We start from the raw sequence: 23,629 nt of genomic DNA on the forward strand, positions 1-23,629 counted from the left end.
CCATGGATCTGGACAATATTTGCGACGTGCCGCTACGACCACTCGAGCGCCGTCTGCTGGACGCATTCCAGCGCGATCTGCCCCTGGTTGAGCATCCCTATCAGGTCATGGCCGACGCGACAGGGAGCCGCGAGGGTGACGTTCTGGAGGCACTTGATCGGCTGCGTGAAACTGGCGTGCTGAGTCGCGTCGGGCTCGTCATCCGGCCCAATATGGCGGGCGCCAGCACCCTGGCGGCCATGGCCGTTCCAGATGGCGATTTGGCTGCGGTGGCGGCCAGGGTCAGCGCCCGGCCGGAGGTCAACCACAACTACGAGCGCGAGCACCGGCTGAACCTCTGGTTCGTCGTCGCGGCGGCGGATGCGCAGGCACTGCAGCAGACTCTGCGAGAGATCGAGCGGGAAACCGGGTACGCGGTGCTCAACCTGCCGCTGGAGGCTGCGTACCACATCGATCTTGGTTTTTCGCTGTCTCGCGATAGCGCGAGGAACCAGAGAAAATCAAAGAAGATGGACCCGGCAGGTGGTTGGGCAGTGCGTGTGACGGATCAGGATCGTCATATACTTGCGGCCTTACAGGATGGGCTGCCCCTGGTTCCCCGCCCCTTCGCCCAGCCGTCAGCTCGACTCGGCATCACGGAAGCGGAGTTGCTCAGCGAGCTCCGATGGCTTCTCGTCTGCGGCGTGATCAAACGGTGCGGCCTTATCGTCCGTCACCACGAACTGGGTTACCGGGCCAATGCCATGGTGGTCTGGAACGTTCCGGACCACTCGGTCGATGAGGTCGGTGCCAGGCTGGCCACCCTGCCCTTCGTCACCCTCTGCTACCGGCGCCCGCGCCGCCTGCCGGACTGGCCCTACAATCTGTTCTGCATGATCCATGGACGCGACCGCAACACCGTCGTGGAGCAAGTGGCCACCATTCGCGCCCTGCCCGGCCTTGCCGGGGTCCAACACACGATGTTGTTCAGCCGCCGGCGCTTCAAGCAGCGAGGCGCCACCCTTTCCCGGACCCCGGAGGCTGCCTGATGGACGATCTCGATCGCCGCATCATCAATAATCTGCAGGGCGGCTTTCCAGTTTCCGAGCGCCCGTTCCTCGATGCGGCCCAAACCCTGGGCATCGGGGAGCGAGATCTGATCAGCCGCATCGAGGACATGCTGGAGACGGGCGTGTTGTCCCGGTTCGGACCGATGTACCACGCCGAACGGCTGGGCGGCGGCCTGACGCTGGCAGCACTGGCAGCGCCGCCCGGACGCTTCGACGAAGTGGCGGCTCTGGTCAACGCCCATGCGGAAGTGGCGCACAATTACGAGCGCGATCACGAACTGAACATGTGGTTCGTCCTTGCTACGGAGCGGCCCGGCGACATCGACCGCATGCTCGCCGAGATATCTTCCGAAACCGGACTGGTGGTCCACGACATGCGCAAGTTGGAGGAATTCTTCGTCGGCCTGAGGTTTGAGGCATGAGCGACGATCCGCCCATCGATGCCCTTGACCGGCGTCTGATCCAAGCGACTCAGGCCGGACTGCCGCTTGTCGAACAGCCTTATCATCACCTAGCAGGCGAACTCGGCATTCCAGCCGAGGACGTGATTCGCCGGCTGAACCGGATGCTGAGTGCCGGGATCATCCGCCGGATCGGCGTCGTGCCGAACCACTATGCCCTGGGCTACCGCGCCAACGGCATGTCAGTCTGGGATGTGCCGGACGACGCTGTCAGTGCGATCGGCCGCCGGGTCGGCGCCCTGGATTTCGTCAGCCACGCCTACCACCGACCCCGCCACCTGCCGATGTGGCCCTTCAACCTCTTCGCCATGGTCCATGGCCGCACACGGGCCGAAGTCGAGGACAAGGTGGCGGCGATCGCAGACTTGATCGGCCCTGCCGACCGCGGCCATTCCATTCTCTACAGCACGCGCATCCTCAAGAAGACCGGATTGCGGATCGTCGGATAGGAGATCTCCCCTTGCTGCGAATCACCCAGTGCATGCACGAAATCCTGGACCCGACGCCGGTTCGCCCGAAGCGGAACCCGCCCGGCCCGGTCGTGATCTGGAACCTGATCCGACGCTGCAACCTGCGCTGCAAGCACTGCTACTCGATCTCGACGGACGTCGATTTTCCGGGCGAACTGAGCACGGCCGAGGTCTTCAAGGTCATGGACGACCTCAAGCACTTCCGGGTTCCGGTACTCATCCTGTCCGGCGGCGAGCCCCTGCTGCGCCCCGACATCTTCGAGGTCTCGCGCCGCGCCAAGTCCATGGGCTTCTATGTCGGCCTCTCCACCAACGGCACGCCGATCGACGAGACCAACATCGCCTCCATAGCCGAGGTCGGCTACAACTATGTCGGCATCAGCCTCGACGGGATCGGGCCGACGCACGACCGGTTCCGCCGGCGCGACGGTGCGTTCGACGCCTCGTTGCGCGGCATCCGTCTATGCCTCGAGAACGGCATCAAGGTCGGCCTGCGCTTCACCCTGACCCAGGACAATTTCCATGAACTGCCCGCCGTGCTGGATCTGATGGACCGGGAGGGTGCCGACAAATTCTACCTGTCGCACCTGAACTACGCCGGCCGCGGCAACAAGCATCGCACGGATGACGCCCATTTCGGGATGACCCGGGCGGCCATGGACTTGCTGTTCGAGAGAGCTTGGCGCAGCGTCGAAAGCGGTGACGGAAAAGAGTTCGTCACCGGTAACAATGATGCCGACGGCGTTTATCTACTGATGTGGGCGGCCGAGCGCTTCCCGGAGCGGCTGGATCACCTGCGTGCCAAACTCGTGCAGTGGGGCGGGAACTCGTCTGGTGTCAACGTCGCCAACATCGACAATCTCGGCAACGTCCATCCCGACACCTTTTGGTGGCACTACAATCTCGGCAATGTCCGCGACCGGCCGTTCTCGGAAATCTGGCCGGACGTATCCGACCCGATCATGGCCGGATTGAAGGCGGCATCTCGTCCGGTGGAAGGGCGCTGCGCCTCTTGCCGGCACCTCAAGATCTGCGGCGGCAACACACGGGTCAGGGCGCTTCAGCTCACCGGCAATGCCTGGGCCGAGGACCCCGGATGCTATCTTACCGATCAAGAAATCGGGGTCACGGACAGCCAGCCCCGCGTACAGCTGACACCCTACCGGAGCAGGAAGTCCCATGAAGTCGCGGCGAATTAGTCTCTGCGCCATCGCGGCGCTTCTGGTCGGAACCGGCGGACCGCTCCACGCTGCGGAACAGACCCCTGCTCCCGTCTTACGGGAGCGGCAGGCCGACAATCATGCGGCTGCCCTCTACCAGGAGCACTGCTCCTCGTGTCACGGCGCTGGGCGGCTGGGCGGCCAGGGACCTGCCCTCCTGCCGGAAAATCTCGGCCGACTCGGCAAGAAAGCGGCCGAGGATATCATAGCCCAGGGCCGGGCCGCCACCCAGATGCCAGGCTTTGCCGACCGGCTGAGCGCGGAACAGATCACCGCCCTGGCGGAACTGGTCTATACGCCGCTTCCATCCCTGCCCGATTGGACCCTGGCCGACATCGAGGCGTCACGCGCCTTCGATGCCGCCAAAGCGGCTTTGCCAAACAAGCCGGTCTTCTCGGCGGACCCGCTGAACCTGTTCGTCGTCGTCGAGAGCGGCGACCACCACGTCACCATCCTCGACGGCGACCGGTTCGAGCCGATCCACCGCTTCCCCAGCCGCTTCGCCCTGCATGGCGGCCCGAAGTTTTCGGCGAACGGCCGCTACGTGTTCTTCGGATCTCGGGACGGCTGGATCACCAAGTACGACCTCTACAACCTGGCGACCGTCGCCGAAGTGCGCGCCGGCATCAATCTGCGCAACATCGCGCTGTCCAGCGACGGACGCTACGTCGCCGCGGCCAACTACCTGCCGCACAGCCTGGTCATCCTGGATGCCGCCGACCTGAAACCATTGAAGGTGATCCCGACCACGGACCGTGCGGGCAAGGCAACCTCACGGGTCAGCGCCGTCTACGATGCCCGTCCCCGCGGCAGCTTCATCGTCGCCCTCAAGGACATCCCGGAGCTCTGGGAGGTCGCTTACCGGGACGATGCCAAGCCGATCTACCGCGGCTTCGTCCACAGCTACGAGACCGGCATGGTCGAGGGAGTGGCCGAGCCCGGCAAGTTCGGCGCCCGCCGCATCGCCCTTGACCAGCCGCTCGACGACTTCTTCTTCGACCCGGACTACCGCCACCTGCTGGGATCGGGACGCGATGCCGGCAAGGCGGTGGTCGTTCACCTCGATGTCGGCCGGCCGATCGCGACGATCGACATTCCGGGATTGCCCCACCTCGGCTCCGGCATTACCTGGACCTGGCAGGATCGCCCCGTCATGGCGACGCCGAACCTGAAGGAAGGATCTCTCAGCATCATCGACATGAAGGACTGGAGCGTCATCAAGCGGATAGAAACGGCGGGTCCGGGGTTCTTCCTGCGCAGCCACGAGAACACCCCCTATGCCTGGGCCGACGTGTTCTTCGGCCCGAACAAAGATGTCATGCATGTGATCGACAAGGGCACGCTGGAGGTAGTGGCGACACTCAAGCCCGAACCCGGAAAGACTTTCGCCCATGCCGAGTTCACCCGCGACGGCCGCTTCGTCCTGGTCAGCCTGTGGGAGAATGATGGCGCCGTGATCGTTTACGACGCCTCGACGTTCGAGGAAGTCAAGCGCCTGCCCATGGTCAAGCCTTCCGGAAAATACAACGTCTACAACAAAATCAATCTGTCGGATGGAACCAGTCACTGAAGCCGGGAGTCAGGATAATCGATAGGTAGTCTCGGGCGCGACTTTAGCTCCCCGGTCTTCTCCGCAATGGCGACAAGCGCATGCAACTGCCGGACGATGATCCGGCGGCGGCTCGCATCGACGATGCCCCGGGCCTCCCAATCGTTCAGGACCCGGCTGACCGTGAACATCGACGTCCCTGCCAGTTCAGCCATGTCCTGGCGCAGCAGCGGGATCTCGATTTCGATATAGTGACCCACGCGGCGCCCGGCATACTGCACAAGCCGCAACACTGCGTGCGCGATGCGGCGTTCGACCGACTGATGAGCTATTTCCCGCAGGCGGTGCTGGGCATCCTGGTAGCGGGCAGCGACGATACCGAGAGCGTTGAGGCCGACACGCGGATGCGCCAACATCAGCTCCTTGATCGTCCTGGCCGGCCATCGCAGGTCCGTGCAGTCGGTGATCGCGAAGGCATCGGCTGGATATCCTGTGCTCAGGAACACCGCCGCGATGCCGTACATCTCGCCCGGGCCTACGAGATGGATCAGCACCTGTTCGCCATCGGGGCCAGATTGAACGATCTTTGTCCGGCCCTCGATCAGAAGATGGCAATTTCTGGCGGGCGCTCCCTGGTTGAAGATGCGTGTTCTCTTTTTTATCTGCCGAATCTGTCCGGCGTTGAAGATCGTATCCAGTGCGTCCGGTTCCAGGCCTTGGAACAGTTCCGCGTCTTTGAGAATCGAGGAGCCAATCACTGCTTACATTCCCCCAGGAGGGCGGCGGGCCAGTATTGGTTCTTTGTGGCCTGCCGCTTCGGTTCTTGTTCAGGGTGATGCTGGAGCCGGCGCGATACGGTCTTGGACATCCTTGAAGGGCACATATCTGCCGATCGCACTGCAGCTCATTGCATCGATTCAGGTGCCAGGAAGACGCTGTCGTAGACCGCCTTCTCGCCGGGGGTTTGCCCTGCCAGATTGAAGGCTATGTCGGTGGAAGCGGCCTTAAGCGCGTCACGCGGAGCCCTGATGGTGACGCGGAATGTGGCGATGGAGTCGGAACGGACCTCGAGTTCAACCGGTCCCTCCTGTTCGTCCCGCCCGACCACGTGCACGACAGCCTCCGGGATACCCGTGACGCTCAAGGCGTAGTTATGGGCGTGGCGGGTCATGTTGCTGATCTTGACCGTGTAGCCGTTGCGGATCGCACCGTCGGAAAGCTCGACGTAGAGCGGTGCGCGGTCTCGCTCGACCGAGACGTCGAGCCTAGGCCGGAGCAGCAGCGTGCCGGCCATGATTGCTCCCACTACCAGCAGGATCAGCGCGTAGACGATCGTCCGCGGGCGGATGGCGGTCCAGTGCGTGGGCCGATCCTCGGCGCGTGCCGCCGAGTTGGCGAGCGTGTCGTAGGAGATCAGCCCGCGCGGACGGCCGACCGTGTCCATGATCGGTGCGCAGGCGTCCACGCACAGGCCGCAATTGATGCAGTCGCCGTTCCAGCCATCCCGGATGTCAATCCCCATCGGACAGACCTGGACGCACTGCGAACAGTCGATGCAGTCGCCGAGACCCTTGACAGTCCGATCGTCCCAGCTCTCTGACTTGCGCTTGGCCCCGCGCCGGTCGCCGCGCCAAGCCTGGTAGGTCACCACAAGGCTGTGCTCGTCGAGCATGGCCGACTGGATGCGCGGCCAGGGACACATATAGGCGCACACCTGCTCGCGCGCCCAGCCGGCCAGCAGATAGGTCGTCGCGGTGAACAGGCCGACGAAGGTCAGGACCGTGACCGACACGTCGAACCTGAGCGCGTCGGACAGGAGCGTCGGCGCGTCCGTGAAGTACATGACCCAGGCGCCGCCGGTCACGAGGCTGATCAGAACCCAGGCAGTGTGCTTGGCGGTCCGGCGGGCCAGCTTGGCCAGAGTCCAGGGGGCCTTGTCGAGACGGATCCGCTCGGCCCGGTCGCCCTCGATCCGGCGCTCGACCCAGATGAAGAGGTCGGTCCACACCGTCTGCGGGCAGGCATACCCGCACCAGACACGCCCTGCCAGCGAGGTCGCGAGGAACAGGCCGATCGCGGCCATGATCAGCAATCCGGTCAGGTAATAGACTTCCTGCGGCCAGATCTCGATCATGAAGAAGTACAGCCGGCCCTGCCCGGCATCGACCAGGATGGCTTGGTCCGGCGCCCCGGGCCCACGGTCCCAGCGAAGCCACGGCGCCACGTAGTAGATGGCCAGGAGAAGCCACAACATCTGCCACTTGAGCCGCCGGTAGAAACCGGAAACTGACTTGGGGAAGACCTTGATTCGGCTGGCATAGAGCTGGGGCTTGGCCTCGGCCTTCAGCGTCGGCGATCCGTCCGGCATGTCACCGGCCTCCCGTGAAATATGCGGGGCTGCCTTTGTCTGTGAAGCTCATCCCGAAGTAGGTCTCTACACACCGAACCTTCCGGCAGGCAGCAGGTCTACGGCCAGACTGCCCCTCGCCGTCCTGTGCCGTATAGCTGACCGATTCTAAGCGGACAGGGGTGTCCATAGGCGTCACTTTCTTCAGGCGGTACGGAACGCATCCCGCAGCCTGTAAAGGCCACGGGTTTGCACAAGAAAATTGCAATCGATAGTTAACGCTGGGCTGGTTAACGTAATATTAACCTAGGCGAGGATCAGGATCGATGTTTAAGACGGCCGGCTCCAGGGCTGCGAAGCTGCCGGGACCGACCGCTATTGCCGATCATCCGACGGTGTAGCCGCCGTCGATCACGATCTCCTGGCCGTAGATGTTGCGGGCAGCGTCGGAGGCCAGGAAGACGGCCATCTCGGCGATATCCTCGGGCTTGCCGAACTGGCCGGGCATCAGCCTGGCGTTGATCTGTTCCGCAACAGCCTGCAGCGTGTCCGGCTGAAGTCCGACCTTGCCCCACAGAGGGGTGGCGATCGGGCCGGGTGCGATCGCGTTGACGCGGATACCCTGCGGCGCCAGTTCGGCCGCCAGCGTCTGGGTAACCGATTTCAGAGCCGCCTTGCTGGCGCTGTAGATGGCGAGCCCGGGAAAGCCGACCTGGGTCAGGAAGCTGGTGTTGAACAGGATCGAGCCGCCCCGGTTGATATGCGGCAGGAAGAGCCGGGCGGTCTGCACGGCGCCTACGAAGTTGACGCTGAATTGCTCCTGGATCGCCTCCTCCGTGCTGTCCGCGAAGGACACCACTTTGGCCATACCGGCGTTCGGGACGACGATATCGACACTGCCGTAGTGTAGAGCGGTGTCCTCCACTAACCTCTGCAGGTCGGCAGATTTTGTGACGTCGCCGGCGACAGCGAGTACGGCATCCGGGGCGGACGCGCGGATCACCTCCAACCCTTCCCGGTCCCGGGCAAAGACAACCAGACGCGCGCCAGCATCCAGGTAACGCTCGGAAACTGCCCGGCCTATCCCGGTACTGGCACCGGTGATGACGGCGACTTTTCCCTCGAGCACCCTCGGCATTTCCAGACTCCTGTCCTTCGATGATAGGTTCGGTTGAACCAACTTCGGAGCCGAATTCATAGCAGGTATAGCGGCCTGGGATTTGACTACGGTCAAATCTACCAATCAAATTCCAGTTTATTGTTCCGGTCAGCCCAAAGAGCGGTGTGAATTATCATTCATCAAGTGGAAGACCGCCTGAATGAGGGATCCCCAGACCATCCCATGTCTATCGAGGAGCATCACATGACAATTCTGCGCACCAGCCCGATTGGCATTATCGGCAGCAAGGTGGCCGAAGTGCACGCGGCCGGGGATCTCGTCTTCGACGCGGAGGCTGTTGCTCCTCTCCTGGGGCTGACAGCCAAAACCTTCATGGATGACCTCAGGAAAGGCATCCTCTACCAGATGTTCGAGCGGGGAACGGAGGAGGATCTGGGTAAAAGCAGGGTGACGTTTCGCCACAGGGCGCGGCAAGCCATTCTGACCATAGACGATCATGGACGTGTGCTCGATGTCACCTGAGGAGAACCCAGACACCTGGCCGCGGGAGCAGATCACATCCTTCGAAGACACCGATTCGCCTGACCGGAACGGGCCAGCCGAGGGCGCGGACTGGGGTCCGCTGTCCAGCCTGCCCGGCAATCCCATGATGTGGATCCTAATCCTGGGCGAACTGGCGGTTTTCGGGGCATTGTTCGTCGGGTTCGCAACGGCGCGCGCTCTCGATCCCAACACCTTCAACACCTCGCAGGCCCATCTCGACGGCCTCCTCGGCGGGCTGAACACCATGGTCCTCGTAACCAGCGGCTGGCTCGTCGCCGTCGCCGTCCAGCGCAAGGCGTCGAACCGCAGCCACCGGGCGGCCATGCTGGGCGCCATGGCATTTGGCTGGATGTTCCTCGCGATCAAGGTCGTTGAATACGCCGATAAGATCGGCCAGGGCTTCACGCCCGAAACAGACATGTTTTTCCAACTCTACTACCTGATGACCGGTTTCCATGCACTGCACGTCGTCATGGGCCTGATCATCCTGGGCATCGTCACTTGGCATGACAGCTTGGAGAACATGGAAACCGGTGCGGCGTTCTGGCACATGGTTGACCTGATCTGGGTGCTGCTTTACCCCATCGTCTATCTGCTGCGGTGAGACATGACTGTCCTGACACGCACCTGGATCCTTCTGATAGCGCTAACCTCGCTTTCCCTTCTGGCGGGTAGACCCGGCGGCGAGGGCAGCATCGGCCTGTTTGGTGTCGGCCTAGTGCTGATGGCTGCCAACTTCAAGGCCGACCAGATCCTCACCCATTTCCTAGGCCTCCAGCGCGCCGGATCGGGCTGGCGCATGCTGTTCCGGGTCATGCTCACGTTGCTGGGAGTGACGATATTCGCGATCTATGCGCTCACGCCCATGATCACGGATGCCTCCCGCTGAGGTCGATCCGGGCTGTAGCTTTTGAGGACAATAGCTGGATTCGCCCAGCTCCAGTTACTATCGGCGCTGGCATTGGACGGCAAATGTAGGAAACGGACTCTCGCCCCCTCACCTGATCAATCGTAAGCGATGCGAGCGGACCCTTGGCCTTTGGCTGCGCGATCACCGCATGGATCTGTTGCGGCGGGCCTTGAAGTGTTCGCGCAAGTCCAGGATGGCCTTGGCTACGGCCGGGACGTCGGCCTCGGCGATGGCCGCCGTGCCGAACAGCACGGGGCCCAGGGCCTGGAACGGAGCGTGTTCCGGTTTGCCCGGGTTGGTCACGCTCTTCCACGCGCGCGGCGCCAGCCGGGTGGCCACCAGGAACCCAAGCGACCAGAAGATCGGGTCCAGCCCTCCTGCGTGGTGCGGCGCCAGGTGCGGCCGGTACAGGCCGGGGAACTGCGCCATCGTCTCCGACAGGCGGTTATGGTGGTCCGCCACGGCCTGGACGGCCCGGTGTTCCCGAGTGCTCTCCGCGGCGAGCAGGGCGTGGTCGCCCAGCAGGTCGCCGAGCCAGATCCGCGGATCGAGGAACTTCGGCCCGATCAGCACGGCGGTCAGGTAGCCGTCGAGGCCGTCCAGGCGCGACACCGGCGCCGCCCGGCCCCGCAGGTACGCTTCGAGCTCCTCCGCGTCCAGCATCGTCCTGGGCGCCGCCGGCCCGGTCTGCGCAGCGGGCTCGGCCGTCATGCCGCCCGGACCGTCCCGGCATCGGCGTCCCGCTCGGCTTTCCATGCCCACGGCAGCAGGCGGTCGAGGTCGTTGGCCTTCACGGCACCCGACACGATGCGCTCCAGCACGTCGGCCAGGTAGGAGAACGGGTCGAGGCCGTTCAGCCTGGCGCTGTTGATCAGCGAGGCGAGGATCGCCCAGTCCCGGCCGCCCGCCGCGGAGCCGGCGAACAGGGCGTTCTTGCGGCCCAACCCGATCGGGCGCATCAGTCTCTCCACGGTGTTGGTGTCCACCTCGATGCGGCCGTCCTCGAGGAAGGCGACCAGCCCGTCCCAGTGACCCAGGGTGTAGGCGATCGCCTTGGCCAGGCTCGACTGGCCGGAGATCTCCGCCCGCACCGCCATCAGCCGGACCTTCAGCGCCTCCAGGATCGGCCGGGACCGGTCCTGCCGGACCCGCAGGCGGGTCTCCGCCGTCGTGCCGCGGATGCGTGCCTCGATGGCGTAGACCTCGCCGATGCGCCCGATCACCTCCCGCGCCACCTCCGACCGGGTCGTCCTGAACACCGCCACGAACTTGCGGCGGGCATGGCTCAGGCAGAAGACGAGCCGGATCGTCGCCCGCTTCCGGCGGCGGACGAGCGCCTTGTAGGCCGCATAGCCGTCCACCTGGAGAAGCCCGTCGAAGCCCGCCAGCTGGTCCTGGATCGCCGCCGTGTCCCGCCCCTCGGCGAACACGTAGCCGACTGCGGGCCGGGCCGGTCCCTGCCAGGGGCGGTCATCCACCGCCTGGGCCCACAGCTGGCAGATCCTGGTGCGGCCCCGTCCGGGATCCAGCCGGGGCAACGGCGTCTCGTCGCAGAACACCCGCTCCTGGGATCGGATGTAGAGCAGCAGCCGCTCGTACAGTGGCTTCATGTAGCGCGACAATCTGGATGGAGAGAGCGGCGATCAGGATAAGAATGCCTAAGGTCGCGGCGTCAGGATGATTGACGCTGATCGGGCTGGATTTCAAGTGTCCTGTCGTGGAGCGTCAATCAAGTTCGCGTTGATTGTCGCTCGGGACGGCGGCCGTCCAGGTCCGCGTTTTCGTTCCAGTGCGACCCTTCGACGATAGCTCTCCACGTTCATCTCGAAGATGGTGGCGTGGTGGACGAGCCGGTCGATGGCGGCCAGGGTCATGGCTTGGTTGGGGAAGATGCCGCCCCAGTCGCCGAACGGCTGGTTCGCCGTGATCAGCAATGACCGCCGCTCGTACCGGGTTCCAATCAGTTCAAACAGGACGCTTGTTTCCGCCTGGTCCTTGGCAACGTAGGCGAAGTCATCGAGGATCAGGAGGTGATACTTGTCCAGCTTGGCGAGGGCGGACTCCAGAGCCAGATCCCGCCTGGCGACCTGAAGCTTCTGGACCAGGTCGGTGGTTCGGGCGAACAGGACGCGCCAGCCATTCTCCACCAGGGCGTAGCCGATCGCGGCCGCCAAGTGCGACTTGCCGCCGCCGGCCGGACCGAACAGGATCAGGTTGGCGCCTTTTTCCAGCCAGCTGTCGCCGGCGACGAGGGCCATCACCTGGGCCTTGCCGACCATGGGGACCGCCTCGAACTCGAAGCTCTCCAGGGTCTTGCCCGGAGGCAGCCTGGCCTCGTCGAGATGACGCTCGATCCGGCGGCGGGAGCGCTCGGCGATCTCGTGCTCGGTCAGGGCGGCCAGGAACCGGGCGGCGGGCCAGCCTTCCTTGTCGGCCCGGTCGGCGAAGTCCGGCCAGATCACCTTGATGGCCGGCAGGCGCAGGTCGCCCAGGGCCAGCGACAGGCGGGCGGTGTCGATGGGATCGGTCGCACTCATGCCGCGGCTCCATGCACGAGTTCGTCGTAGACGCTCAGCGGCACGAGATCGACGACGACACCGGTGACCGGCGCCCCGGTGCGCTGGAAGCGTTCGCGCAGGGCCGGAAGGTCGGGCAGCCGTCCCGCTTCCAGGTCGGCATCGAGGACTTCGGCCAGTTCGGCCTCGCAGCCGCGCTCGTGGGCCAGCGACAGCAGGGCGACGGCCGTGGTGCAGGCCTGGCGGTCACTGCCGGCGGCGAGCAGCGCCTCGAAGGTGCGCTCGAAGGCCCGGCGGGGGAACAGCTGGTCCCGGTAGACGAGGTTGAGCAGGGCCATCGGCTTGCGTCGCAGGGCATGGATGACGTGACGGTAATCGACGACATGGCCGTGCCGGCCGTTGCCGCGCGGACGGCCGCGGGCCAGGGTGAGGACGCGCGTGCCGCCCAGGAAGCAGTCCAGGCGATCGTCGAACAGGTGGACCCGCAGGCGGTGGCCGATCAGCCGGGAGGGCACGGTGTAGAACACCTTGCGCAGGGTGAAGCCGCCACTGGAGGTGACGTGGACGAGGGTCTGCTCGAAGTCGGCGGTCCTGTCGGGCGGCAATGGCTTGAGGGTGCCGCGCTCCACCTCGATCGCCTTGGCCCGGCGGGCGTTCTGCTGGCCGACCACCTCGTCGATGAAGCGGCGGTAGTCCGGCAGGTCGGGGAAGTCCCGGCTGCCGCGGAGCAGCAGCGCATCGTCGATGGCGCGCTTGAGATGGCCGTGCGGGCTCTCGATGGAGCCGTTCTCGTGGGCGAGGCCGCGGTTGTTGCGGCTCGGCACCATGCCGTAATGGCGGCACAGGTCCTCATAGCGGCGGGTCAGATCCTCGGCGGCATCGCGGTCCAGGTTGCGGAACGCCGCCGACAGGCTGTCGCTGCGATGGTCCGCCGGCGCCCCGCCGAGCGACCAGAGCGCGTTCTGCAGCCCTTCGGCCAGGGCGACGAAGCTCTCGCCGCCCAGGATGACATGGGCGTGCTGCCAGCCGGAATAGGCCAGGCGGAAGTGGAAGAGACGGTGATCGAGCGGCTGCCCGGCAACGGACACGGCGGCGTCGCCCATGTCCGTGAAGTCCGACAAGCCCATCTTGCCCGGCTCATGATGCTGCCGGAAGATGACGTCCTGGTCCGGACCGTTGACGGCTCGCCAGGCCCGGATGCGGCGCTCCAGCGTTCGGCGGACCTTCTCGCTCAGGTCCGGATGCCGCCGGCGCATCTCGGCGAACACGGCGATCGAGCGCAGGCCCGGAGCGGCTTTGAGCATCGGCACCACCTCGCTGTCCCAGATCCCGGCCAGCGGATCCGGGCGGCGCCGGCCGCGGGGTAGGATCTTCTGCGAGGGTGGTCGGGGGTCCTGCTCGATGCGGTAGGCGGTTGACGTGCTGAACCCGGCTTTGGCCGCAGCGACGGCGGGAGTGTTGGTTTGTCGGTTTTTCATGTAAAGGCTCACTTGGCGGTCGGTGATGTGTGTGCCCGGCAAGATCGCGGTTCCTCATTGGCGTGAAGATCCTCGATCCTGGCCGCATTCACCGCTTCCGTCAGCGACGTCCTTTTCCAGGAAAGGATGTCGGTGTCGCGGTCGTGACTACGGTCAGGCTACGCCCGCCCTCCGTCACGACCGCGACATTCCATTCCGACCCTGATTGACGCTCTTCCTATCCTGATTGTCGGGCCATAGGCTTCAGCCACCACGCCGCCCGGCGGACCCAGAACACCAGCGTTGTCCGGTCCAGCGCGATGCCCTGGCCGGCGAACATCTGGGCCTGCCGGTACAGCGGCAGGTGCCAGGCGAACTTCGCCACCACCACGTGGGCGACCAGCGCGGTGGTGGCCATGCCGCCGTCCACCACGCGCGGCCTGGCGGCGGCCTGGACCAGGGTGCCGTGGCAGCATCGGCAGGCATACTTCGGCCGGATGGTGCGCAGGACGCGCACAAGGGCCGGGATCACGTCCAACGCCTCGGCGACGTCCTCGCCGATCCGGTGCATCGGCCCGGCGCAGCACGGGCACGCGGTGCTCTCCGGCTCGATGGTCGTCTCGACCCGCGGCAGATGCCGGGGCAGAGCGCCGACATTCCGGTTCGCCGGACGGCGCGGGTGTCGCCCCGGCTTACCGGACGTGCGGTCCGCGTTGTCGTTGGCGGCTGGGGTCGCCTCGACGGCGAGGTCGCCGAGATCGAGGACGCCCTGGTCCGGGTCGATCACCGCGGTCCTCTCCGACTTCGCCCCGAAGATCAGCGCCTTCAGGGTCTTCACCTGCGCTTGCAGGTCCGCGTTCCTGGCCTCCAGATCACGGATGCTCCGGACCAGTTCGGCGGGGTCTGCGGAGAGCGGGTCGGGAGGCTCGGCCATGCCCCGGAGCATACCGCAAAAGCCGACAACACCCCAGACGGATCAACGCCTTCAGCCCATCCACCGGGGCGTCTTCACGGGTGGCGGTGCGGCCGCGCGCCACTCCAGTCCGTCGAGTAGCAGCGCGAACTGGACCGCGCTCAGCCGGACCGCGCCGTCCTGGACCGGCGGCCAGGGGAATCCGCCGTCCTCCAGCCACTTTGTTGCGAGGATCAATCCGCTGCCGTCCCAGATCAAAAGTTTAAGCCGGTCCTTGCGCTTGGAGCGGAAGACGAAGACGTCGCCGCAGTAGGGATCCGCCTTCAGCGCCTCGGCCACCAGGGCGACCAGGCCGTGGACCCCTTTGCGGAAATCGATCGGCTGCGTGGCGAGCACGACCTTGAGGCCGGGACGCGGCGTGATCATCCCCGCCCTCGGGCGGCCGCGACGACCGCCGCGGCGAGGCCGGGATCGACGGCGCCGTGGAACACCAGCCGCCCGCTGCGCAGATCCATCTCGATCCGGCCCGGCACCGTCTCCCGGGATGCTTGACGCCGGTCCCGCGGAGGAGCGGGCGCAGGCTCCTCGACCACGGTGACCGGGACGAACAGCGGCGTCTGCGCCGGCATCGCTTCCGGGACGGCACCTGCCTCCCGGCGCCAGACCGTGAGCAGGCCGCGGTTCACTCCGTTCCGCCGCGCGATCTCGGAGATGTTGGCGCCCGGTACCGCGCTCTCCGCCACGATGCGCGCCTTCTCCTGCGCCGTCCCACGCGCCGTTGACGCCGTCCCGTGATCACCTCGACCCGCCGATACGGCCTGTCTTCATCCTTGGCTTCAAGCCTGGGATGAAGCCTGACGCCATCCTCCATCGCCCCCTCCGTGCCCCGTGAACCCGCGCGTAATCTCGCTCACAGACCCGGTTCCGGGAAGAAGGGTGCACTCGCATCGCTTACGATCAATCTACTGAATCACTTGCAATCACCGCTTGATCCTTCCGCGCAGGTGCGTCCATCAACCCAAGTGACACCTGCCAGGTTGGTATAAGTCAACTCGATGCGCTTGAGATCGGCGCCGGTGAGGTTTGCCCGACCCATATCGGCGGCGCGGATCTGAGCTGCGGTAAGATCAGCGCCCGAAAGGTTCGCGCCGGACAAGTCAGAGCGATTGAGTATCGCATTGGACAGGTTCGCATTCGAAAGATCGGCACCTGACAAGTCCGCCCGGTACAGATCCGCCCCGCGGAGATCGGCTCCAGATAAGTTCGCATTCGACAAATCGGCGCCGGCCAAGTCGGCATTCAACAGATTTTGGCCAGACAGATCGGCTCCCGCACAACCTGTGCGAGGCTTTATTTCACAGCCTCGTATGGTCTGCTGCGCCGAAGCGGTTCCGGCGCTGAAAACCACGAAGGCGGAAAGGCCAAAGCCCAGGTAAGTCGATGCTCGCATCTCTTTCAGCTCCTTCAGCTACGCGGGGCTTATCATTGACACCTCCATCAAACAGCTGGAGGCACGAATGCAACTGTCCAGCCTTGCAGATTCGTTTTTGAAGAATCATGCATGAGGCGCTGACTTCAGGGAAGCCTGCCCAGTCTCAGCAATTCATGGTTGCATGGCAGTGAAGTGGTTCCGTCTATGTACAACTTCGCCTGGAACAGAGATGGTCATTCTACTTCGGCATGATACCGGACACTGTTCGCAAGCCTCCGGATCGTCGCAAGTCCTGTCGCGGACTGCACTGAGCCGGAGGATCAAGTCACGCAACCCTGGTGAGCTTAAGTCAGCAAGCGAACTCAGGTGGAAGATGGCTTCATCGAGACGATCGCGATAACCAAGCATGACGCCAGTTTGTCTTTCCGGAAGCAATAAGTTGAGTGACATAGCCTGTCACGGTTAATGCCGGTCGCCTCGCGCTTCTGAGCGCTTCATACGCGGCCGCGAGAAGATACAGCCTTAAGTCCTGGAGCTCTTGACCAGGGTCAAGGCATCGGTTTTTTCTATTTTTCTGAAGTATCAACGGCTTCATCCGGCCAGAGGAGACGGCGGGATGAAGCTGCACGCGGCGGACGAATCAGGCGAACTTCCAGGGATCAGCGGACCGGTGTTGCCCGTTCTACAGCGTCACTCTTCTCCAGCGAGTTTCTCATGAGCGGCTCGGGGAGCGTCCTGGAGATCCGCATTGACCTCGTTGAGGCGGGCGGCGAAGCGGTTGATGTCGGGATCCGTTCCCTTGCCCGAGGCGAGAACGCCTAGCCGGTGCGAGGCCAAGACCTGTCGCGCCGCCTCTCCGGTGAACTGTTTGTCGGGCGGCATGTTCGAATCGGCCGTTACCTGGTTCTGCTGGGCCGAGGCTGCGCCGGTTGCTCCGAACACGGTCAGCAGATCGGCTACGATCAAGTATTTCCTGACAGGTCTCCTTTGCGGATTTGTGTTGTTCCGACGGGGTCGGTGAACAGAGCCATAGAGCCGCCGGCAGCACTCAGCACCCTGTCAGCCTCAGTCATGGGCATCAGGGTCAGGGCCGTCGAAAGGGCATCGGCCGTGGTGGCATCGCGCGCGACCACGGAAACGCCGGCATACCGCCCGGCGCTTGTTCCGGTCGCGGGGTCGAGGAGATGGTGAAAGCGCCCGGAGGAGCCGAACTGGAACCCGGTTGCCGCTGATGTCGCAACCGCCTGGTTCCTTATGTCCAGCGTGCGTGCGATCTGGTCGGTCGCCCGCGGGTCGGCCAGACCGATCTGCCACGCCCGCCCATTCGGATGAGTGCCGAAAGCCCGGATCTCGCCGAGATCGGCCAACACGCTGTCGCATCCGCCCGACTGAAGGATTTCAGCAATACGATCGGTGATGAAACCCTGAGCGATGCCGTTGAGTGTGATAGCCATGCCTTTTTTCGCGAAGGCCACGCGGTCCGCTTCGATCAGCAATCCGTCATATCCGACTAGGTCAAGGACGCGTTCGACGGCATCCCGGCCAGGACCTTCGGCAGGCGCGTCGGTCCTGGAAAAATGGTCGGCATAGAGGCGCCACAGCGGCTGAACCGTGACATCGAAAGCGCCGCCGGTTAGCTGGCTGAACCGGACGCAGTCGCTCAGCAGCACCACCAGATCCGACGGCGGACCGTCCAGATGTCCGTCACGGTTCAGCCTGCACAATGCCGAGCCCGGGCGGTAAAGGCTGAAGATGCTTTCCAGACGGCCGATCTCGGCGAGGCACCGCTCGATCAGGTGGGCGGCAGTGCCCGGGTCGGGATGGTGGATCGCGATCGACGCCGGCCCGCCGAGTGCTGCGCCGCTCCAGCGGTGCAGCAGAGGGGATGCGGCCGATGCCGGCAGCGGCATCAGGCCCATCGTGGTGACGCCCGCGGCGAGGTTCAGAAAGCGGCGGCGCGAGAGGATCCGTCCCATCGGTGGCATCTCCGCTCAATGACCCGAATGATCCGAACTGCCCAGCACATAGCTCTCGGGCACCGCGTCGAAGGCGACGACCTGACCGCCATGGATCTCGGCAAACTGCCGGGCGGCCTGCTCCTGGCCGAAGGGAACCGCCTCGTCGCCGCCCATGCCGCCCTTCCTGGTGCTGCCGATCACGTACCAGGCATGGCGCGCATCGACCCAGGTCCCGGGTTCGGGATGATCCCAGTCCTTCACCGCGGCCATGTCCGTCACGTAGATCGCGGCGATGTCCTTAGGCTCCTCGGGCAGTTTAGTGAAGGCGATGGCATCACGGGCGGAGGAGAACCAGACCGGCTCGTCCCGGCTGCGCAGGATCGCCTGCCCCTTGGGGCCGGGATGCTCGGCGAGCGCCATCCCGCAATAGTGCCCTATTGCCTCGTCTGTCACCTCGTACGGAGTTGGGGGAGCCGACGCCTGCTGTTCCTCCCCGCAGGCCCCGAGCAGCAGGAGCACTGCTCCCAGGATGGTCGATACCAGGAAGGTTGGTGCAGGGCGCGTCATACTTGCCTCTTCTGAAAAAGCAGGGTCGCCAGGACCAGCGGTACGGCGATCCAGGCCGCCAGCGCGGTCAGCAGGAGTGCCGGCGGCAGACGCAGGGTCTCGGCCAGGCCGGCCACGCCTGCGAAGACGCTGACATTGGCGAAACCAGTAAGATTGAACAGGCGATACGCATCCGCCGGGTTCAGCAGCAGCAGCACGTTGACGATCTCGGGGGTCATGATCCGCCCACCGTCCGCGACGAGAACACCCAGAAGCGCCATGTCGTAGAGCAGGACGAACAACAGCCAGGCTCCGACCGCAAGCCCCGCCGCCGTGCCGCGGTTGCCAACCGCGGCGCTGATCAGGTAGCCGAGGGCTACGAATGCGGCGCCGAGCAGGACGGAGGATCCGATCATGGCAACGAACGGCCGCCAGACGGCGAGATTGCCCCCACTCCCCCCTGCCGCCAGTGCCAGGCCGGCGGCCCCGTAGCCGAGCACCGTGGCAAAGGCGAGGATCGACACGTGCCCCAGGAACTTGCCGATGATGATCTGCAGGCGGGAAACCGGATATGTCAGCAGCAGCAGCATCGTGCCGCGCTCGAATTCCCCGACCAGCGCATCGTAGGACAGCAGCAGGGCTATCAATGGCAGCAGGAAGATCGTCAGGCTGGACAGGCTGACGACGGTCACCTCGACCGGGCCGACACCGACGGTTCCTGTCGGAGCACTACCGAGGAAGGACAGGGTCAGGGCGAGGGCCGCCATCAGCACCGTAATCGCCAGAACCCAGCGATTGCGGAGACCGTCACGGATCTCCCGGCCGGCAAGGGTCAGGATGTGCCTCATCCCGCGTGCCCTCCATCGAGGAACTGCGCATACAACTCATCGAGCGTCGGTGGAAAAATCTCGATGTCGCGGACGGCCGGCCCGAAGGCGGCGGCCCGCCGAACGACCTCCATCTTGCTGTCGCCGCCGCAGGTGAGATCCACAGCGAAGCCGTTCATTTCCCCGCCGCTGATGCTGGGGGTGTTGAGGGCGGTGCCATTGAGCTGTCGGATCAGGTCCTCTGCAGAACCCGCAACCGAGATCCGCATGCGCACCGGCAGGCGCGCGATGGAGCGAAGCTTCTCGATGGTCCCGAGCGCGATCAGGCGGCCCCGGTCCATGATCGCGACGCGATCAGTCTGTCCTTCGAGTTCAGTCAAGGCGTGGGAGGACAGAAGGACGGTAGCGCCCGCATCACGCAGATCCGACACGATGGCATAGAAGTGCTGGCGAAGCTGCGGGTCGAGGCCGGTCGTCGGCTCGTCGAGCAGCAGCACGCGGGGCGAGCCGAGCAGTGCCTGGGCAAGGCCGAGACGCTGGCGCATGCCCTTGGAATAACTCCCGACCCGTTTCCCTGCCGCATCGGCGAGACCGACCCGTGCCAGCAGATCACGTCCTTCTACCCTCGTCACGCCCTTCAACTTGGCGAAGAAGGTGATCACTTCCGCGCCGGTCATCGACGCGTTGAAGGCGATGGTTTCGGGCAGGAAGCCGACGCCGTTGCGGGCCCGCACCGCGGAAGATGCCGCGGGATCCTCGCCCAGCACGCGCACGATTCCGGCCGAGGGACGGATCAGCCCCAGCATCAGCTTCATCAGCGTGGTCTTGCCGGCGCCGTTGTGGCCGACCAGGGCCACGCTCTCACCCGGATTGAGATCGAGATCAACGCCCTGGACTGCCATTTGGGATCCATAGCACTTCTCGATTCCCAGCATTTTGATCGACGGGTTGGTCATCAGCCCGCCTTCGCGCTCTGAAGCGACAAGCTCAACTCCTCCGGAGGTGCTGGCATGACCGGCCGTGGGGTCGGCGGCCGGATCAGGGGGCGGGTATCGACGACGCCGCCCGGCGTGAGAGCGGGAAACTGCTTCTGGACCCACCGGATGACCTGGATGCCGGGGCTGTTCAGGAGCAGCTTGGCGGCAGGATAGGTCCAGACAATGCGGTCGATGATGTCGTTGGGGCGGTATGCCTCGTCCGCGATACCGTCGCCGCTCAGGTCGAACGCGGCGTTGTCGCTCCAGTAGTTTCCCCGGCCCTCGGCCGACCAGTCCAGGGAGCGCGTTCCGACGTACTTGACCTGGGTGCGGTTGTTGACGAAAGCGTTTTCGGAGAGCTGGTTACGTTCAGAGCCGGCGGTGAAGTGAATGCCGATCGCGCAATCCTCGAACCAGTTGTCCCGGAAGAAATTCCGGTTGGCGTTGTAGATAAAAACGCACTTTCCGGTCCCGCTGCCTGGATCCACTGAACCAGACATTTCCTTCGGAACATGGGATTCCGTATCTGATCCGTTGTCGGCAACCGCACCTGGGTCTTCCGTCCGCCGGCCCAGGACCACGTTGCCCTCTATCCGGGAGTTGTTGGCTGCGTTGAACAGGAGGCCGTGATCGCGGCTGCCGATCGACCAATTGTCCAGGACCCTCAGGCGATCCGAGAACATGATGGCCAGGGCCGCGTGACTGCCGACCGACACGTTGCCGGACACCTCGCTGTCGTTGGTGTACATGTAGTGGACCGCAAAGCGCACCCCCTCGAACCAGTTGCCCTGGAACAGATTGCGCCGGCTGGTCACAACGTAAATGCCGTCGCGGCCATATCGGATGCGGTTGCCCACCACCTTGGCGTCAGGCGCATTCCAGACCGAGATACCATTGCCGGCTTCGGCGGTCCGGACATCCCGCAGGCCGGTGATCAGATTGTGCCGGACCTCGGAGCCCACAGCTCCATGCAGGTAGACACCGTAGAGATTGTTCTCGAGACGGTTGGCCTCGATAACCGACCGGGTCGCCGTCCGTTCAATGAAAATGCCGGCATCCATGGCCTGGAGGTCGCGTCCGGAGCCGCGAACCTCCAGTCCTGAAACGACTGTCCCGGCGGCCTGGATCGTCACGACGCTGCCGGTACCGTTTCCTTCCACAACAGCACCCGGCATGCCCTGCAGGGTGATGCGCTTGTCCAGCCTGACCGGCCCGGCATGAATGCCGGGCCGGAGAACCAGGACATCGCCCTCGGCCGCTTCCGCGACCGCGGTCTGAAGATCGCCACCGGCCGGCACCGACCTCTCAGCCGCTGGTGCGGGACTCGCCGCGGCGAGAGCCACGGCGAGTCCGACCCATACCCGGCAGGTCACGCGGGCGATCATGTTGACCGCGGTTCAACAAGCAGGCGACCGCGCATTTCCATGTGCATGGCGTGGCAGAACCAGGTGCAGAAATACCAGTGAACCCCCGGACGCTGGGCGATGAAGGTGACCGACGCCGTCGCCTGGGGCGCTATCTCCATGTTGATGCCGTAGTTGATCAGGCAGAAGCCGTGGGTGAGGTCCTCCACCTCGTCCATGTTGGTGATGAAGATCGTCACCTCGTCGCCCTGCTTGACCTCGATCTTCTCCATGCTGAATGCGGGTGCGACCGAGTGCATGTAAACCCGCACCTTGTTGCCGTCGCGCACGATCTCGTTCGCGTATTCCAGTTCGATGCCGTCCTGGGCGGCTTGCCTGCGGGCATCCTCCCAGAACGGATCCTGGCGATTCCAGATGTGCACCGGGTTGATCTTGGACGCGTGGACGATGGTGGCGTCGTGCGGTTCGGCGAAGCTGGGGCTGTCGTGAACGAGGCGCATCTGCTCGCCCGAGATGTCGATCAGCTGATCGCATTCCGGCTTCATGGGGCCGACATTGATGAAGCGGTCCTTGGAGAACTTGTTCAGGGACAGCAGCCACTTGCCGTCGGCCTCCTTGGTCTGGCCCATGGAGGTGTGGTTGTGGCCCGGCTGGTAATGGACGTCGATCTTCTGGATGATAGGATCGACCCTCTCGCCCTTGTAGGCGCGGATCGCCCGGTCGATGTTCCACTTGACCACCTGGCTGTCGATGAACAGGGTGGTGAAGGCGTTGCCCTTGCCGTCATAGGCGGTGTGGAGCGGCCCGAGACCCAGCTCCGGCTCGGCCACGATGCAGGCGCGCGGGTCGATTTTGTCATCGAACAGGGCGTCGAACTGGCGGACGTCAAGCACCGAAACGGTCGGCGCCAGCTTTCCATTGACCACGACATGGACGCCGTCGGGCGCCGTGTTGATGCCGTGCGGGCTGTTCGAGATCGGGATGTACCGGGTGTAGCGCGAGCCATGCCGGCCGTCGATCACCGGCACGCCATTGATTTCCTTGTAATCCTTGTTGCGGACGGCTTCCTCGATCCTGGCCAGGTTGAAGACCACCGCCCAGTCCTGCTCCTTCGCCATCATGTCGGCGAGGACCACGCCTTTTTCCGAATTGTAGCAGGTCGAGAAGGCGTACTTGCCCTGGTAGTCGGCATCGGTGTTGTCGAGGTTGCCATCGACCATCACCTGCCAGGCGACCTTCATGGTATCGCCGTCGATCGCGGAGAAAATTGACCAGTACTTGTCCGGTTCGTCCAGGATCTTGCCGTCGTTGGGGACCGGCACTTCGTACTCGCCGTTGCAGAAGACATAGCCAGTCCGCGGGAATTTCTGCACCCGCATGCCATGGACCGTGTTCTGGTTCGGCAGCTCGATGATTTTGTCGCAGCGCATGACGTCCAGGCGGATCCGGGCGACGCGGGTGTTGGCCTTGTCGTTGATGAAGAGGTATCGACCGTCATAGGTCCCGTCGGTGAACGACAGGTGCGGATGGTGGGTGTCGCCGTTCGTGTAGATGCCTCCCTTGTCCGCAAGAAACTCCCGGGATTCGGGGCGCAGCCCCTCGGTCAGGATCTTGCGGCTCTCGTTTGTCTGTCCCCATCCCGTGGCGCTGCAGCGGTTGAACACCGGGATCCGGGTCATCTCACGCATGGACGGCAGGCCGAACACACGGATTTCGCCGCTCTGGCCACCGCTGAAGAAAACGTAGTAATCGTCGAGCTGGCCAGGTTCCAGGTGTGAGGTGGCACCGCCCTGCTCCGCGGCGGCGACCGGGGTTGGCGCCAGGAGGGACTGGCCGACCAGGGTTGCCGCGGCCCCCCCTCCGGCGCCGGTCAGCCCAGCCAGGGTCGCCAGCCTCGCGGTGCCGCCGAGCAGTTCGCGCCGATCGATCGACATTGCCTGTTCGACAGTTTTCTTCGTTTCGTCGGACAT

Annotated in this window: 26 protein-coding genes; 8 read left to right on the forward strand and 18 right to left on the reverse strand. The window is 64.5% G+C overall.

Annotated features, from left to right (window positions below):
• Positions 1–2: 2 nt before the first annotated feature.
• From ahbB (JL100_RS27730) to JL100_RS27750, 5 genes are read left to right on the forward strand one after another with little or no spacing between them, the layout of a single operon-like run.
• A complete protein-coding gene (gene ahbB, locus JL100_RS27730; RefSeq protein ID WP_228420938.1) occupies positions 3–1,028 on the forward strand; it encodes a siroheme decarboxylase subunit beta in 1,026 nt (341 codons plus the stop codon).
• Positions 1,028–1,471 (forward strand): Lrp/AsnC family transcriptional regulator, encoded by a 444-nt coding sequence (locus JL100_RS27735; protein WP_202684841.1) that lies wholly within the window; start codon positions 1,028–1,030, stop codon positions 1,469–1,471. The genes ahbB (JL100_RS27730) and JL100_RS27735 overlap by 1 nt, the downstream gene beginning before the upstream one ends.
• Positions 1,468–1,959, forward strand: a complete 492-nt coding sequence (ahbB, locus tag JL100_RS27740; protein WP_202684842.1) for a siroheme decarboxylase subunit beta — start codon at positions 1,468–1,470, stop codon at positions 1,957–1,959. The genes JL100_RS27735 and ahbB (JL100_RS27740) overlap by 4 nt, the downstream gene beginning before the upstream one ends.
• 11 nt (positions 1,960–1,970) lie before the next feature.
• The gene (gene nirJ / locus JL100_RS27745; protein WP_228420939.1) at positions 1,971–3,179 is read left to right on the forward strand and encodes a heme d1 biosynthesis radical SAM protein NirJ; all 1,209 of its coding nucleotides are present in this window, start codon (positions 1,971–1,973) and stop codon (positions 3,177–3,179) included.
• Positions 3,160–4,770, forward strand: a complete 1,611-nt coding sequence (locus tag JL100_RS27750) for a cytochrome D1 domain-containing protein (protein ID WP_202684843.1) — start codon at positions 3,160–3,162, stop codon at positions 4,768–4,770. Before nirJ ends, JL100_RS27750 begins: the two co-directional genes overlap by 20 nt.
• Here the strand turns inward: JL100_RS27750 and JL100_RS27755 are convergent.
• The 3 genes from JL100_RS27755 to JL100_RS27765 form a co-directional block, all read right to left on the reverse strand.
• Positions 4,764–5,507, reverse strand: coding sequence for a Crp/Fnr family transcriptional regulator (locus JL100_RS27755; RefSeq protein WP_202684844.1), 744 nt, complete (start codon positions 5,505–5,507; stop codon positions 4,764–4,766). The genes JL100_RS27750 and JL100_RS27755 overlap by 7 nt on opposite strands.
• A 146-nt stretch (positions 5,508–5,653) precedes the next feature.
• A complete protein-coding gene (gene ccoG / locus JL100_RS27760) occupies positions 5,654–7,117 on the reverse strand; it encodes a cytochrome c oxidase accessory protein CcoG (protein ID WP_202684845.1) in 1,464 nt (487 codons plus the stop codon).
• A gap of 364 nt (positions 7,118–7,481) precedes the next feature.
• Positions 7,482–8,234: an SDR family NAD(P)-dependent oxidoreductase gene (locus JL100_RS27765; protein WP_202684846.1), complete on the reverse strand. Its 753-nt coding sequence runs from the start codon at positions 8,232–8,234 to the stop codon at positions 7,482–7,484.
• A gap of 225 nt (positions 8,235–8,459) precedes the next feature.
• Between JL100_RS27765 and JL100_RS27770 the strand changes: the two genes are divergently transcribed.
• Genes JL100_RS27770 through JL100_RS27780 form a run of 3 tightly spaced genes read left to right on the forward strand, consistent with a single transcriptional unit; the run spans position 8,460 to position 9,648 of the window.
• Positions 8,460–8,738 carry a DUF6522 family protein gene (locus tag JL100_RS27770; protein ID WP_202684847.1) on the forward strand — a complete coding sequence of 93 codons (279 nt, stop codon included), beginning with the start codon at positions 8,460–8,462 and terminating at the stop codon, positions 8,736–8,738.
• Complete coding sequence (locus JL100_RS27775; protein ID WP_228420940.1) at positions 8,713–9,363, forward strand: cytochrome c oxidase subunit 3 family protein; 651 nt, start codon at positions 8,713–8,715, stop codon at positions 9,361–9,363. The genes JL100_RS27770 and JL100_RS27775 overlap by 26 nt, the downstream gene beginning before the upstream one ends.
• A gap of 3 nt (positions 9,364–9,366) precedes the next feature.
• Positions 9,367–9,648, forward strand: coding sequence for a cytochrome C oxidase subunit IV family protein (locus tag JL100_RS27780; protein WP_202684848.1), 282 nt, complete (start codon positions 9,367–9,369; stop codon positions 9,646–9,648).
• Between the two features lie 162 nt (positions 9,649–9,810).
• Here the strand turns inward: JL100_RS27780 and JL100_RS27785 are convergent, their stop codons facing one another.
• The 15 genes from JL100_RS27785 to nosZ form a co-directional block, all read right to left on the reverse strand.
• Positions 9,811–10,380, reverse strand: a complete 570-nt coding sequence (locus JL100_RS27785; protein WP_228420941.1) for a YecA/YgfB family protein — start codon at positions 10,378–10,380, stop codon at positions 9,811–9,813.
• Positions 10,377–11,279 carry an IS66 family transposase gene (gene tnpC, locus JL100_RS27790; protein ID WP_407696918.1) on the reverse strand — a complete coding sequence of 301 codons (903 nt, stop codon included), beginning with the start codon at positions 11,277–11,279 and terminating at the stop codon, positions 10,377–10,379. The genes JL100_RS27785 and tnpC overlap by 4 nt, the downstream gene beginning before the upstream one ends.
• A gap of 93 nt (positions 11,280–11,372) precedes the next feature.
• Positions 11,373–12,206 (reverse strand): IS21-like element helper ATPase IstB, encoded by an 834-nt coding sequence (gene istB, locus JL100_RS27795; protein ID WP_202685797.1) that lies wholly within the window; start codon positions 12,204–12,206, stop codon positions 11,373–11,375.
• A complete protein-coding gene (istA, locus tag JL100_RS27800; protein WP_202685796.1) occupies positions 12,203–13,705 on the reverse strand; it encodes an IS21 family transposase in 1,503 nt (500 codons plus the stop codon). The genes istB and istA overlap by 4 nt, the downstream gene beginning before the upstream one ends.
• Before the next feature lie 175 nt (positions 13,706–13,880).
• A complete protein-coding gene (locus JL100_RS27805; RefSeq protein WP_407696919.1) occupies positions 13,881–14,576 on the reverse strand; it encodes an IS66 family transposase zinc-finger binding domain-containing protein in 696 nt (231 codons plus the stop codon).
• A gap of 51 nt (positions 14,577–14,627) precedes the next feature.
• Positions 14,628–14,981: an IS66 family insertion sequence element accessory protein TnpB gene (gene tnpB / locus JL100_RS27810; RefSeq protein WP_228420942.1), complete on the reverse strand. Its 354-nt coding sequence runs from the start codon at positions 14,979–14,981 to the stop codon at positions 14,628–14,630.
• Positions 14,978–15,298: a transposase gene (locus JL100_RS27815; protein ID WP_407696921.1), complete on the reverse strand. Its 321-nt coding sequence runs from the start codon at positions 15,296–15,298 to the stop codon at positions 14,978–14,980. Before JL100_RS27815 ends, tnpB begins: the two co-directional genes overlap by 4 nt.
• 227 nt (positions 15,299–15,525) lie before the next feature.
• Positions 15,526–16,005, reverse strand: a complete 480-nt coding sequence (locus JL100_RS27820) for a pentapeptide repeat-containing protein (protein WP_202685607.1) — start codon at positions 16,003–16,005, stop codon at positions 15,526–15,528.
• A gap of 672 nt (positions 16,006–16,677) precedes the next feature.
• Entirely contained in the window at positions 16,678–16,953 is a 276-nt protein-coding gene (locus tag JL100_RS27825) for a hypothetical protein (protein WP_202685606.1), read from the reverse strand.
• Positions 16,950–17,963 (reverse strand): FAD:protein FMN transferase, encoded by a 1,014-nt coding sequence (locus JL100_RS27830; protein ID WP_202685605.1) that lies wholly within the window; start codon positions 17,961–17,963, stop codon positions 16,950–16,952. The genes JL100_RS27825 and JL100_RS27830 overlap by 4 nt, the downstream gene beginning before the upstream one ends.
• Positions 17,964–17,978: 15 nt before the next feature.
• A complete protein-coding gene (locus JL100_RS27835) occupies positions 17,979–18,512 on the reverse strand; it encodes a nitrous oxide reductase accessory protein NosL (RefSeq protein WP_202685604.1) in 534 nt (177 codons plus the stop codon).
• The gene (locus tag JL100_RS27840; RefSeq protein WP_202685603.1) at positions 18,509–19,339 is read right to left on the reverse strand and encodes an ABC transporter permease subunit; all 831 of its coding nucleotides are present in this window, start codon (positions 19,337–19,339) and stop codon (positions 18,509–18,511) included. Before JL100_RS27840 ends, JL100_RS27835 begins: the two co-directional genes overlap by 4 nt.
• Positions 19,336–20,274, reverse strand: a complete 939-nt coding sequence (locus JL100_RS27845; RefSeq protein WP_202685602.1) for an ABC transporter ATP-binding protein — start codon at positions 20,272–20,274, stop codon at positions 19,336–19,338. Before JL100_RS27845 ends, JL100_RS27840 begins: the two co-directional genes overlap by 4 nt.
• Positions 20,274–21,680: a nitrous oxide reductase family maturation protein NosD gene (locus JL100_RS27850; protein ID WP_202685601.1), complete on the reverse strand. Its 1,407-nt coding sequence runs from the start codon at positions 21,678–21,680 to the stop codon at positions 20,274–20,276. The genes JL100_RS27845 and JL100_RS27850 overlap by 1 nt, the downstream gene beginning before the upstream one ends.
• Entirely contained in the window at positions 21,677–23,629 is a 1,953-nt protein-coding gene (gene nosZ, locus JL100_RS27855; RefSeq protein WP_202685600.1) for a TAT-dependent nitrous-oxide reductase, read from the reverse strand. Before nosZ ends, JL100_RS27850 begins: the two co-directional genes overlap by 4 nt.

Origin of the sequence: Skermanella mucosa (assembly GCF_016765655.2) — a bacterium.
Lineage (GTDB): Bacteria > Pseudomonadota > Alphaproteobacteria > Azospirillales > Azospirillaceae > Skermanella > Skermanella mucosa.

Excerpts from the sequence above, each read along its gene's own strand:
- JL100_RS27845 (WP_202685602.1), bottom strand. The coding sequence starts at position 20,274 with ATGACCAACCCGTCGATCAAAATGCTGGGAATCGAGAAGTGCTATGGA.
- ccoG (WP_202684845.1), bottom strand. The coding sequence starts at position 7,117 with ATGCCGGACGGATCGCCGACGCTGAAGGCCGAGGCCAAGCCCCAGCTC.
- JL100_RS27830 (WP_202685605.1), bottom strand. The coding sequence starts at position 17,963 with ATGGGACGGATCCTCTCGCGCCGCCGCTTTCTGAACCTCGCCGCGGGC.
- JL100_RS27770 (WP_202684847.1), top strand. The coding sequence starts at position 8,460 with ATGACAATTCTGCGCACCAGCCCGATTGGCATTATCGGCAGCAAGGTG.
- nosZ (WP_202685600.1), bottom strand. The coding sequence starts at position 23,629 with ATGTCCGACGAAACGAAGAAAACTGTCGAACAGGCAATGTCGATCGAT.
- JL100_RS27735 (WP_202684841.1), top strand. The coding sequence starts at position 1,028 with ATGGACGATCTCGATCGCCGCATCATCAATAATCTGCAGGGCGGCTTT.
- ahbB (WP_228420938.1), top strand. The coding sequence starts at position 3 with ATGGATCTGGACAATATTTGCGACGTGCCGCTACGACCACTCGAGCGC.
- JL100_RS27850 (WP_202685601.1), bottom strand. The coding sequence starts at position 21,680 with ATGATCGCCCGCGTGACCTGCCGGGTATGGGTCGGACTCGCCGTGGCT.
- tnpB (WP_228420942.1), bottom strand. The coding sequence starts at position 14,981 with ATGATCACGCCGCGTCCCGGCCTCAAGGTCGTGCTCGCCACGCAGCCG.
- JL100_RS27775 (WP_228420940.1), top strand. The coding sequence starts at position 8,713 with ATGGACGTGTGCTCGATGTCACCTGAGGAGAACCCAGACACCTGGCCG.
- JL100_RS27820 (WP_202685607.1), bottom strand. The coding sequence starts at position 16,005 with ATGCGAGCATCGACTTACCTGGGCTTTGGCCTTTCCGCCTTCGTGGTT.
- JL100_RS27750 (WP_202684843.1), top strand. The coding sequence starts at position 3,160 with ATGAAGTCGCGGCGAATTAGTCTCTGCGCCATCGCGGCGCTTCTGGTC.
- JL100_RS27840 (WP_202685603.1), bottom strand. The coding sequence starts at position 19,339 with ATGAGGCACATCCTGACCCTTGCCGGCCGGGAGATCCGTGACGGTCTC.
- tnpC (WP_407696918.1), bottom strand. The coding sequence starts at position 11,279 with ATGAAGCCACTGTACGAGCGGCTGCTGCTCTACATCCGATCCCAGGAG.
- JL100_RS27835 (WP_202685604.1), bottom strand. The coding sequence starts at position 18,512 with ATGACGCGCCCTGCACCAACCTTCCTGGTATCGACCATCCTGGGAGCA.
- JL100_RS27785 (WP_228420941.1), bottom strand. The coding sequence starts at position 10,380 with ATGACGGCCGAGCCCGCTGCGCAGACCGGGCCGGCGGCGCCCAGGACG.
- JL100_RS27805 (WP_407696919.1), bottom strand. The coding sequence starts at position 14,576 with ATGGCCGAGCCTCCCGACCCGCTCTCCGCAGACCCCGCCGAACTGGTC.
- JL100_RS27780 (WP_202684848.1), top strand. The coding sequence starts at position 9,367 with ATGACTGTCCTGACACGCACCTGGATCCTTCTGATAGCGCTAACCTCG.
- ahbB (WP_202684842.1), top strand. The coding sequence starts at position 1,468 with ATGAGCGACGATCCGCCCATCGATGCCCTTGACCGGCGTCTGATCCAA.
- istB (WP_202685797.1), bottom strand. The coding sequence starts at position 12,206 with ATGAGTGCGACCGATCCCATCGACACCGCCCGCCTGTCGCTGGCCCTG.
- JL100_RS27765 (WP_202684846.1), bottom strand. The coding sequence starts at position 8,234 with ATGCCGAGGGTGCTCGAGGGAAAAGTCGCCGTCATCACCGGTGCCAGT.